Annotated in this window: 10 protein-coding genes; 5 read left to right on the forward strand and 5 right to left on the reverse strand. The window is 57.3% G+C overall.

Going from position 1 to position 11,620, the window contains the following annotated elements:
* Positions 1 to 225: hypothetical protein (locus tag J1779_RS02110; RefSeq protein WP_217202730.1), on the forward strand; the 225-nt coding region annotated here is incomplete at its 5' end.
* A gap of 390 nt (positions 226 to 615) precedes the next feature.
* On the opposite strand, the gene J1779_RS02115 is transcribed toward J1779_RS02110, so the two are convergent.
* Positions 616 to 1,818 (reverse strand): FAD-dependent oxidoreductase, encoded by a 1,203-nt coding sequence (locus J1779_RS02115; RefSeq protein WP_217202731.1) that lies wholly within the window; start codon positions 1,816 to 1,818, stop codon positions 616 to 618.
* A gap of 60 nt (positions 1,819 to 1,878) precedes the next feature.
* Positions 1,879 to 3,162 carry an MFS transporter gene (locus J1779_RS02120; protein WP_183846878.1) on the reverse strand — a complete coding sequence of 428 codons (1,284 nt, stop codon included), beginning with the start codon at positions 3,160 to 3,162 and terminating at the stop codon, positions 1,879 to 1,881.
* A gap of 138 nt (positions 3,163 to 3,300) precedes the next feature.
* On the opposite strand from J1779_RS02120, the gene J1779_RS02125 reads away from it, so the two are divergent.
* The 4 genes from J1779_RS02125 (at position 3,301) to J1779_RS02140 (ending at position 8,107) form a co-directional block, all read left to right on the forward strand.
* Positions 3,301 to 4,206, forward strand: a complete 906-nt coding sequence (locus J1779_RS02125) for a LysR family transcriptional regulator (RefSeq protein WP_056777494.1) — start codon at positions 3,301 to 3,303, stop codon at positions 4,204 to 4,206.
* A gap of 164 nt (positions 4,207 to 4,370) precedes the next feature.
* A complete protein-coding gene (gene mlc, locus J1779_RS02130; RefSeq protein WP_056777491.1) occupies positions 4,371 to 5,594 on the forward strand; it encodes a sugar metabolism global transcriptional regulator Mlc in 1,224 nt (407 codons plus the stop codon).
* 198 nt (positions 5,595 to 5,792) lie between these two features.
* Positions 5,793 to 6,479 (forward strand): dethiobiotin synthase, encoded by a 687-nt coding sequence (bioD, locus tag J1779_RS02135; RefSeq protein WP_056777489.1) that lies wholly within the window; start codon positions 5,793 to 5,795, stop codon positions 6,477 to 6,479.
* Between the two features lie 119 nt (positions 6,480 to 6,598).
* Positions 6,599 to 8,107: an MDR family MFS transporter gene (locus J1779_RS02140; RefSeq protein WP_217202732.1), complete on the forward strand. Its 1,509-nt coding sequence runs from the start codon at positions 6,599 to 6,601 to the stop codon at positions 8,105 to 8,107.
* Here the strand turns inward: J1779_RS02140 and J1779_RS02145 are convergent.
* The 3 genes from J1779_RS02145 to J1779_RS02155 are packed head-to-tail and all read right to left on the reverse strand — an operon-like array spanning position 8,104 to position 11,568.
* Entirely contained in the window at positions 8,104 to 9,762 is a 1,659-nt protein-coding gene (locus J1779_RS02145) for an ABC transporter permease (RefSeq protein WP_217202733.1), read from the reverse strand. The two genes, J1779_RS02140 and J1779_RS02145, sit on opposite strands and share 4 nt — an antisense overlap.
* A 55-nt stretch (positions 9,763 to 9,817) precedes the next feature.
* The gene (locus tag J1779_RS02150; RefSeq protein WP_217202734.1) at positions 9,818 to 10,798 is read right to left on the reverse strand and encodes an ABC transporter substrate-binding protein; all 981 of its coding nucleotides are present in this window, start codon (positions 10,796 to 10,798) and stop codon (positions 9,818 to 9,820) included.
* A gap of 20 nt (positions 10,799 to 10,818) precedes the next feature.
* Positions 10,819 to 11,568, reverse strand: a complete 750-nt coding sequence (locus tag J1779_RS02155; protein ID WP_122095411.1) for an ABC transporter ATP-binding protein — start codon at positions 11,566 to 11,568, stop codon at positions 10,819 to 10,821.
* Between the last annotated feature and the right edge of the window lie 52 nt (positions 11,569 to 11,620).

The raw sequence follows: 11,620 nt of genomic DNA on the forward strand, positions 1-11,620 counted from the left end.
GGCGGCATATCGCCGCCGCCCCCCAAGACCCCCCGGGCTCTTTTACTGCGCGCTATCGCAGGAACGACGGACATGTTCCGCAGCTATCGTGAGTGGCGCAAATCCAGGTGCTTCGCACTGCCTTCACTCGGTCTTCGAGCCATAGGTCTCGAAGCCGCTCCGTTCAGCTGGATTTTGAGCACGCCAGTTAACTTTTTGAAAAGATGGGAATCATTCTGCTTTTGAATTTAAGATCGTGCGGGCGATTCAGAAATCTCGCTGAGTGAGAGGTTGCTGACCAGAGTTTTGAAAAGATGGGAATCATTCTGCTTTTGAATTTAAGATCGTGCGGGCGATTCAGAAATCTTGCTGAGTGAGAGGTTGCAGACCAGAGTCTGCAATCCCGAAACGAAGGTACCGCGCAGCGGCAAGATTTCCAGCCTTACGCCGTGGTAACTGAAACATAGCCAGCAAGCGGTAGCGCGCAGTAAAAGAGCCGGAGATTCTTAAGAGGCGCGGCGATAGGCGCCTCTTAAGGCCCGTGTGGGTGGCAACCCACGGTTTTGACCTTAAGGCCCGTGTGGGTGGCAACCCACGACTTTGACCTTAAGGCCAGTTTGGGCGGCCAACCCAAAATCAAAGCTTCGGGATTTCCCGATAAAACCCCACGCCAATCAGGCGCCCAAACAAGAACGGGATAAATTTGCGCCCGCGCAGCCACGCCTCCATCCGGGAGGGAGGTTTGGTGCGTTTTTTTTGCCCCGCACGGCTGATCATAATTTGTAGCGACTGCGTCGCCCATGTCGGAAACGCGCGGCGGCGCTGGATGCGCTTTAAATGCCTGAGCGTCAGGCGTCCGGCTTTCAAAGGTTCAGTGATGATATTTGCGGTCGCCACCGCATCCTGAATCGCCAGATTCACGCCGACGCCGCCGATAGGCGACATGGCATGAGCCGCATCGCCGATGCACAGCAGCCCCGGTTTCGCCCACGCCTTGAGACGGTCAATGCGGATCACCAGCAGACGCACGTCGTCCCAGCTGAGAATATCCTCGGCCAGGCGTGCGCGTTCGAACGGCGATACCGCGGCCAGCAGATCGAGGAACGGCGGGATCCCTTGCGCTTTGAGCGCGTCGAGGCTGTCTTTCGGGATGGAATAGCCACACTGCCAGTAATCACCCCGGTCGATCATGATGAAGTTTTTCTTCGGACCGCGGTGGCCCATTGACCACTGCGGATCGTCCGGGCGCTTGTTGATTTTAAGCCACAGCACGTCGCGCGGCGCGCCAAAACGGCGAATTTCCATACCGGCCTTTTCACGCACAATTGAATTGCGCCCGTCGCAGCCCACCACCAGATCGGCGTTGAAGGTCTGTGTTTCGCCCGCCACGTTGGCAATCACGCCCGTTACCTGGCCATTCTCTTCCTGCAACGACAACACCTGTGCATGATGAATCAACCGGAAATTCGGCAGCAGGGCGGCTTTACCGGCGATGAAATTAAGGAAATCCCACTGCGGCATAAACGCGATGAATTTGCATTGTGTCGGCAGATGGCTGAAATCCGCCAGCGTGGTTTCCTTGCCGTCGATCTCGCCGTAAAGTTTTTCTGCCCGCTGATGCGGAAGTTTCAGAAACTCGTCGAGAAAGCCGAGCTGCCAGATAATGTCGAGGGTGGAAGGATGGATGGTGTCGCCGCGAAAATCGCGAAGAAAATCACGGTGTTTTTCCAGCACCGTCACATCGATGCCCTTGCGCGCCAGCAAATACCCCAGCATTAAGCCCGCGGGGCCGCCGCCGACAATGCAACATGTGGCGGCGGAATCCGTGTTCGGTGTCATACAAACCTGCCTGGCAAAGTGAATTTACATGATAACAATTATCATTTGCGCAAGTGCGCGTCAATTCTCAGATAACCGCATCAGTTTCACCCCAACTCCCAGGCCGGCTATCAGCATCAAACTGATGAACCCGGTGATCCCGTACCAGCCGTAGGCGTGCCAGAAGAATCCCCCAAGCGTACCGGCGACGCTTGACCCGGCGTAATAGCAGAACAGGTACAGTGAGGAAGCCTGGCCTTTGGCACGGCGCGCACGGCGTCCGATCCAGCCGCTGGCGACCGAGTGGGCGGCGAAGAACCCGCCGGTGACCAGGATCATGCCGATGAAAATCAGCCAGACCGGTGAAAACGCGGTGATCACAATGCCCAGCAGCATGATGCCGGTGGCACCGATAAGCACCGGCCCACGGCCATAAACACCGGTCAGCACGCCCGCTTTGGGAGAGCTGTAGGTGCCCATCAGGTACACCACCGATAAAATCCCGACAATGGCCTGACTCATGTTGTAAGGCGTGCCGAGCAGGCGATAACCGATATAGTTAAACATGGTCACGAAGCTGCCCATCAGCAGAAAACCTTCGATAAACAGCAACGGCAAACCGCTGTCGCGCCAGTGCAATTTAAAGTTGATCAGCAGCTTGCGCGGTTTCAGCGAACTGGCTCGAAAGTGCTTAGACGGCGGGAGAATTCGCCAGAACATGATTGCCGCCGCCAGCGCGAAGACACCGACCACCGCAATGGCGATGCGCCAGGAGAAGAAATCCGTCAGTACGCCGCTGACCAGACGCCCGCTCATGCCGCCAATGGAGTTCCCGCTGATGTATAACCCCATCGAGAACGCCACCACGCTCGGGTGAATTTCCTCGCTCAGATAGGTCATCGCCACCGCAGCCACGCCGCTGAGTGACAGGCCAATCAGGGCGCGCATCATCAGAATGCCGTCCCAGCTTTGCATCACCGAACAGACCAGCGTGCAGCCTGCCGCGAGCAGCAGCGCCACCACCATCACTGATTTCCGTCCGACGGCGTCAGAAACCGGCCCGGTGAACAGCAGGCCGATGGCCATCAGACCGGTAGACAACGACAGCGACAGGCTGCTGGTGGCCGGCGACACGCCGAAATCATGGGACAGCACCGGCAATATGGGCTGAACGCAGTAGAGCAGCGCAAAGGTCGCCAGACCCGCAGAAAACAGGGCGAGGGTGACGCGGATGAATTGCGGTGTACCACGTTTAATGAAAGGTGTTTTAAGGCCGGAGCGGACGACGGGCATGTCCGGATTGAGTTCGTCGTCATTCACTGAGTCGCGGGAAGGTGCAGCGGCATTCCGCCGGGTGGTTTTCACTGAGAGTCCTTAACCAGGGTGATGATAAAAACTATTTGAAAATGTATGAAAATTTTAACAGTCGGCTTTATATTGTCTAATATATTAATTTCGCTGAAACGATATGTTTAAAATATCAATCGGAGTCAGACCCGCGCCATGAGCCACATTGAACTGCGCCACCTGCGTTACTTTATTGCCGTCGCTGATGAGTTGCATTTCGGCCGCGCGGCGGAGCGTTTACACATTTCGCAGCCGCCGCTGAGCCAGCAAATTCAGGCACTGGAGGCCCATGTGGGCGCAGCGCTGTTTTATCGCAGCAACCGCACGGTGCGGCTGACACAGGCGGGTGCCGCATTCCTGCCGGAAGCGCGGCAGATTTTACAGCGTGTGGAAGAAGCCTCGGAACAGGCGGCGCGTATTCATCGCGGCGAGGCGGGCAATCTGACCCTCGGGCTGACCTCATCAGCGCCTTTTCTCCAGCGTGTTTCCCGTACCTTGCACCGTTTTCGCCTGACTTATCCCGCGGTGAATATCCGCATTGAGCAGCTCAACAGCAAACAGCAGATCGAACCGCTTCTGGAAGGAAAACTCGATCTGGGGATCATGCGCAACGGCGAATTGCCGCCGCAGCTGGCGCATCAGCAGGTGTGGTCGGAGCCGCTGATTGCCGTGGTGCACAAAGACCATCCGCTCAACGATCTTCCCGCAGGCGAACTGACGTTTCAGCATCTTGCCGATCAGCCCTTCGTGTTTTTCTCTAAAGACGTGGGGACGTCACTGTATGACGACATTCTGGTGCAGCTGAAAACGCAGGGGATCACGCCTTATATCACGCAGGAAGTCGGCGAACCGCTGACCATTATCGGGCTGGTGGCGGCGGGGCTGGGCGTCTCAATTTTACCGGCCTCCTACCTGCGTATTCAGGTCGAGGGCGTGCGCTATTTACGCTTTGGAAAAATGGAAGGCACCACGCAACTCTGGCTGGTGAATCACGCCGAACGGCCCATGACGGCGTCGGCGACGGCGTTTATGGCAATGATGATGGCCGAGGACGGGCTCTGACCTATGACAAAATCTGCTGTATTTCCAGTCAATTCCGAACGTGTTTTCACGCAATATGTGCACCGAATCACATAACGAATCAAATAGTTGACGACATATAGCAAAAACCCCACCATAGCCTCTAATCTTTATTTTGAAGCGCGAAAATAACAGGAGTTCCTTGAGTGATCCCCGATGGGCAGCCCGGCCATATTGATCAAATCAAACAAACCAACGTCGGTGCTGTGTATCGCCTGATCGATCAGTTTGGTCCTATTTCGCGCATTGAGCTTTCCAAAAAAGCCCAGCTGGCTCCCGCCAGTATTACCAAAATTGTCCGTGAACTGATTCAGGCGCATCTGGTGCTGGAAACGGAATTTCAGGATCCCGGCAGCCGCGGGCGTCCCGCCATCGGTTTAGCCCTGGATACTCAGGCCTGGCATTATCTTTCCGCTCGCATCAGTCTGGGGTCGATCACCCTGGGGCTGCGTGATCTGAGCAGTAAACTGGTGGTGGAAGAGGTGCTGCCGCTGCCCGAGCAGGCCCCGCAGCCGCTGATGCAGCGCATCATCGCCGAAATCGACCAGTTCTTCATCCGTCACCAGCGCAAACTCGAACGCCTTACCGCTATCGCCATCACCTTACCGGGCATGATTGATGCGCGGCGCGGCATTGTTCACCGTATGCCGTTTTACCATGACGTGTTCGATATGCCGCTGGGCGATACGCTCAGCACACACACCGGTTTGCCGGTTTTCGTACAACATGACATCAGCGCCTGGACGCTGGCGGAAGCGTTATACGGCGCATCGCGCGGGTGCAAAAACGTGGTGCAGATTGTTATCGATCACAACGTCGGCGCGGGGGTGATCACCAGCGGGCGCGTGCTGCATGCGGGCAGCAGCAGCGTGGTGGAAATCGGTCACACGCAGGTCGATCCTTACGGTAAACGTTGTTACTGCGGCAATCACGGGTGTCTGGAAACCGTGGCCAGCACCGACAGCATTCTCGAACTGGTGCGCCAGCGTCTGACGGCATCCGCACCCGCCAGCCTGCTGCACGGCGTGTCGCTGACCATTGAAGCCGTCTGCGACGCCGCCAACCGGGGCGATCAGCTGGCGCGCGATGTCATTATCGGCGTCGGCCAGAGCGTAGGCCGGATGCTGGCGATCATGGTCAATCTGTTCAATCCGGAAAAAGTGCTCATCGGCTCACCGCTTAATTTATCTCAGGATATTCTGCATCCGGCGATAATGTCCTGTATTCAGCAGCAATCACTTCCTGCATATAGCGAAAATATCAAACTTGAATCCACGCAATTTTATAATCAGGGAACAATGCCTGGCGCGGCATTAGTTAAAGACGCGCTCTACAGCGGATCATTACTGATTAAGCTTCTGCAAGGCTGAGTTTTTTTTATAACGTTACTGTCTGATTTAAAATAAATCAGAATAAGCTTTCGTTCGCTGGTCAACAAAACATTGCGCTAACGCAAACCGCTCGCATCTCGCATCGCCTAGACTTTCCGTCGTTACTTTGTCTCTGGCGGTGTTTTTTACCGGAGATTATCTTTCAATAAGACGGAGAGATCCCGGAGCCTGAATTCCATGTTAACGCACTTTTTCGTCACGGGTACGGATGCCCGTGTAGGTAAAACCATTGTCACACGTGCCTTGCTTCAGGCCTTAGCCGCGCAGGATCGCTGCGTTCTGGGCTATAAACCTATTGCAACAGGCAGCCAGGAGTTGGCCGACGGGGTTCGAAATAAAGATGCGGTAACTCTCCAGCAGTCATCTTCTATTGCTTATCCTTTCAAAAAAATAACGCCTCTGGCATTAACTGATGAAGATATTTATGCCAGTGAAATACCTGAGAATGTGTTTGAAATAATGACCAGCGGCCTCAATTTTATGCGGGAAGAGGCTGATTCGGTGATTGTTGAAGGATGTGATGGCTGGAGAACGTTGATTACTCCGCATCTTTTATATTCCGACTGGGTGCGCCAGCAAAATATGCCGGTGGTGTTAGTGGTCGGTATTCAGGAAGGCTGTGTCAGCCACGCGCTATTAACCGCGCAGGCTATTATTGCCGACGGTTTACCCTTGTTAGGGTGGGTGGCGAATCGAATTAACCCATGCCTTGCACATTATCAGCAGACTATCGATGCGCTGACCGCCAATATTTCAGCACCGCTGCTGGGTGAAATTCCCTATTTACCCCGCGCAGAAAGCCGCGATATGGCGAAGTTTATCGACCTCTCAAGCTTTGATCTGAAAACCCTGACCCGCGCCTGACGTCAGCGTTGTAAAATCTGCTCATCAATTAAACGGCTCCGTCTCTCTGACCCGGAGCCGTTTTTTTGTCTATAATTCGGGATTAGCATTAACGCATCAATCTGAAGAAAAAAGAGAACATGGCCGTCACTCACACCTCAGAAACACAATCTGCGCACGATCCTGTCGTTAAAAATGCCCACCGACCGTTGATCCTCATCGCCTGTATGTTGTCGATGTTTATGGCGGCGGTGGAAGTGACGATTGTCGCGACCGCGATGCCGACCATCATTGGCGATCTGGGCGGTTTCTCCCTGCTTGGCTGGGTGTTTGCCGTCTATCTGCTGACCCAGGCGATCACCGTGCCGGTGTACGGCAGGCTGGCCGATTTGTACGGCTGCCGGAAAATGTTTTTCATCGGCACCACGCTGTTTTTAATCGGCTCCGTTCTCTGTGGCTTCGCGCCATCCCTTGGCTGGATGATCGGTTTTCGAGCGTTGCAGGGGCTGGGCGCCGGGGCGATCACGCCGATTGCGACCACGCTTATCGCCAACGTCTATGGCCCGCAGGAAAGGGCGAAAGCGCAGGGGTATCTCTCCAGCGTGTGGGGTGTTTCGGCCATCGTCGGGCCGCTGATGGGCGCGTTTATTGTGTCGCATTTCCACTGGGCAGTGGTGTTTTGGGTCAACGTACCGATCGGTCTGGTGGCGATGGGGATTCTAATCAAATACCTGCCGCCGGACGGTCAGCGTAAACAGCATCAGTTGGATCTGGCCGGTACCGGTTATCTGACCCTCTCAGTGGCGGCGTTGCTGCTGGCGCTGCTGCAGGCTGAAGTGCTGGGATACTGGGCGCTGGGGCTGATTGCGCTGGCCGTGTGCAGCGCGCTGTTGCTGATTCGTCAGGAGCGCAAAACGCCGGAGCCGCTGTTTCCGCTGGCGTTGTGGCAGAGCAAAGTGATCATCGCCGGTAACGTCGGCGGCCTGATTATCGGTGCGACCATGATGGGGATCAGCGCGTTTCTGCCGACTTACGTGCAGGGCGTGCTTGGCGGCACGCCGTTACAGGCGGGCACCACGCTGGCGCTGATGTCGATTGGCTGGCCGCTGGCGAGTATGTTAAGTAGCCGGCTGATGCAGACGACGTCATACCGCGCCACGGCGGTCATCGGCGGGATTTTGCTGGTGGGCGGCAGTCTGGCGCTGTTGTTACTTTCACCGACGTCCGGCCTGTGGGTTGCGCGTCTGGCGGCGTTCTCCATCGGTGCGGGCATGGGATTGTGTAACACCACGTTTATCGTTTCGGTGCAAAACAGCGTCGGGCCAGAGATACGTGGAATTGCCACGGCATCCACATTGTTTACCCGCATGCTCGGGTCGGCCATCGGCACGGCGTTGCTGGGCGCGACGCTCAATCTTAATCTGCAATACCGTTTGCCTGAGGTGAGCGATCCGGTACAGCAACTGATGGAGAAAGCCACGCGTGTCGCGATGGAAGCCGGTCAGCTCAGTGCCATAACCGAAAGCGTTGCGGCCTCTTTGCACTGGGTGTTTGTGGTCTCGGCGGTGATTTCGGTACTGGCGGTCGCCGCCGGTTTACTGATCCCTTCCGGCGACCGCCCGCACCCGCAACCTCAGCGGGAAAGTTAAGCCGCCTGCCGTTGCTGTAGCCTGAACGCCGCTAACATCAGCGTCAGGCTCAGTAACACCGCCACGGAAGCCATCGCCATGCCGTCGCCCACCGAACCCTGCTCAAACTGCCGCCAGACAAACACCGATACCGTTTGTACGCCCGCCGGGGAGAGCAGCAGGGAGGTCACCAGTTCACGTGAAGCGACGGCAAACACCATCATCATCGCCGCCAGCAGGCTTGGAAACACCAGCGGCAGCAGGATCAGCCGTAAGGTCTGTGCCGCCGTGGCACCATGCACCCGCGCGGCTGCATCGAGATTTCCGCCAATCTGTTTCAGCGCTGCGCTGACGTAACGCACCGGATACGGCAGCAGCAAACAGCAATAGGCCAGCAGCAAAATCCCCCAGGTGTTGTAAGGCGTCACCGGCCAGAAACTGCGGTTCCACGCCAGAATCAACCCGACGCCGACCACAATGCCCGGCAGCGCAGCGGGCAGCAAAGAGAGCCCGTCGATCCACGCCGCACCGCGAATTTTCCGTACCACCACCAGCCAGGATGCCAGAAAGCCGGTCAGCCCGGCGATCAGCGCCGTGCCCGCCGCCAGACTGAGGCTGGTGGAGAGCGCCCCGATCGCGTCACCGTGCGCAGCAAACAGCGCGCTGAAATGCCGCAGGGTCAGATTCGAAAGCGCAAGGCCGCCTGAGAGCGTGCCGGAAAATGCGGTCGCCAGCATCGAAAGCAGCGGCAGCGCGACGGCAATCAGCGCCACCAGTGAAAACAAAATCATCACCGGGATCGTCCGGCCAGCCAGGGATTTTTGCGTCAGGTCTGCCGGTTTCCCGGTCATACTTTCCACATTTTTACCCGCCAGCACCGCGCGCTGGACGCTGTAAGCACACAGCGCCATCGCCACCAGCACCAGCGAAAGCACTGCCGCACCGGGCAAATCGATCGGCCAGTCAGCCAGGCGCTGCTCGATGCCGGTGGTCAGCATCAGAATGCCGCTGCGTGAACCGAGTGCGCCGGGCACGCCGTACTCTTCAATCGACAGCGTGAATGCCAGCAACAGGCTGGACGCCATCGCCGGTAAGGCCATCGGTAACGTGATCCGCCAGAATGCCCGCCACGGGCCCGCGCCGTGGATCCGCGCCACATCGGCCAGGCGACTGCCGCTGGCGGCCATACTGCGTGAGACGGCGAAATAGACCACCGGAAAGATATTCAGCGTCATCACCACGATCATCCCCGGCAGGGAAAACAGGAAATCATTGAGATGCAGCCACGGCAGCAGTTGCTGCACATAACCGTTGGTCTGCAACGCCAGCATCCACGACAGCGCGGCGATGTAAGGCGGCAGTAAAAAGGGCACCAGAAACAGCACATCCCACAGCCCGGCGCACGGCAGCCGGAACAACCCGCGCAGGGCGCCGAGCGGAATACCGACAAGCCCGCTGCATAACGCCACGCCGAGCCCGACCTGTAAGGTCGTACCGATAAGCCCTGAGAGCTGAGGTTCGGCGAAAACGCGGCGAAATGCGCTGAAAGGTGCATGATAGCTGCTGGTGTCCAGATGCGGAAAAACCGCCTGTAACACCACAAAACTCACCGGTATGGCGACCAGCAACAGCAGCGCAAGGCCGGTCACGCCCGGTAAAAAAGCGTTCTTATTCATGATTCGGTTCTCAGAAACGGGCTGCGCAACCTGCGGCAACGCAGCCCGGCGGGCGTTATGGCTGGGCGAACAGTTTTGCGAAACGATCGAGAACGTCTTTACGTGAGGCAGAAGCCTGCGGATCTTCCGGCAACAGCTTCAGGGATTTGAACAACGGACGTTTGGCGTCGATGTCCGTGCGCGCCGGCATCAGCCAGGCATCCGCCACCAGCTTCTGGCCTTCCGGCGAGAGGGCATAATCGATGAAAGCTTTGGCGTCTTTTTGTTGCTGGCTGGATTTGAGGATCATCATCGGGCGCGGGGCAATCACGGTGCCGCTGGCCGGGAAAATCACTTTGACCGATTCGCCGTCCTGCATGCTGGCGTAGGAAACGTAATCCACCGCGCCGAACACTGCCGCTTTCGCGCCCTGTAACACCGGCGTCAGCGCCTGCGCGTTCGGCCCGGCGATAATCATGCCGTTGGCTTTCAGGTCATCAAATAATTGCCATGCCTGCTGGGCGTGGGCATTTTGTAACCCGATCAGCAAATCCAGCGAGGCGCCGGAAAGAGAGGGGTCCGGCGTGGTGACTTTGTCTTTGAACTCCGGTTTGGTCAGGTCGCCCCAGTCTTTCGGTTCCGGGGTGCCGCTTTTGGTGTTCCACACAATGCCCAGCGCGGAAATGCCCTGCGCGACGTAATACGACGTTTTAAACTGCGCCGGCACCTGTTCTGCGTTCGGGCTCTGGTATTGCAGCAGCCAGCCGCGCTGTTCGAGATCGGTCGCGGTGTCCCACGAGGCGGAAATCAGGACGTCAGCGCGCGGATTGGCCTGTTCGGCTTCCAGTCGCGCCATCACTTTGCCGGTGGTTGCCTGAAAAACATCGACTTTCACGCCGGTCTGTTTTTCATAGCCTGCCGCCAGTTTTTTAGCCAGCGAACCCGGCCCGGCGGTATAGAGGGTCAGCGCCTGGGCGCTGCCTGCTGCCATTGCGAGAGAAAGAGTCATTGCGGTGATTACGCCTGTTTTGGTTCCGGAAAATCGTGTGCGATTCATGTGTGTAATTCCATCAGAGGTTAAGCAACAAAAGGGGAAACGACGGAGGTGTCATTCAGGTCAATGCTGGCGATAGCGCCCTGATCCATGCGTGCGATCCGGTGAGCCAGGGCGCGGGCTTCGTGATGATCGTGGGTGACATACACCGCCGTGGTGCCGAGCTGGCGCAGCAGCGTTGCCATCTCTTCGCACAGGCTTTCGCGCAGGTCGCGATCAAGATTGGACAGCGGTTCGTCGAACAGCAAAATGCGCGGCTCGGCGACAATCGCCCGCGCCAGTGCCACACGCTGTTGCTGCCCGCCGGAAAGCTCGGCAGGACGACGGGAGGCGAAATCGGCCAGGCCGACCCGATCCAGCGCGGCCATCACTTTCTCGTGGCGGGCTGCGCCGCGAATACCGCGCATTTGCAGCGGAAACGCGACGTTTTGCCCGACGCTCATGTGCGGCCACAGTGCGTAATCCTGAAAAGCCATGCCGAGATTGCGTTGTTCCGGCGGCAGACTGAACGTTCCGCTGGCAACGACGTTGCCGTCAAAACAGATCTGTCCTGAGGCGGGATGCAATAAACCGGCGAGCATTTTCAGCAGCGTGCTTTTGCCGCAACCCGAAGGGCCGAGGAGGGCGAGGATCGTGCCTGAAGGCACCGAAAGATTGACGTGATTGAGTACCCGGTTGCTCCCGAAAAAATGGGACACCTGATGGATGGCGATAGCGGGGGGAGAAGCAATGCGCGGTGGCGCATTCCCGCCGGTAAAAGCTGGAATGTTCATGACGGTACTATCCTCTTTGGGACTTTTTGGTGAGATGAGCCTAAAGAGATTA

This window comes from Rahnella rivi, from assembly GCF_019049655.1.
Classification (GTDB): domain Bacteria; phylum Pseudomonadota; class Gammaproteobacteria; order Enterobacterales; family Enterobacteriaceae; genus Rahnella; species Rahnella rivi.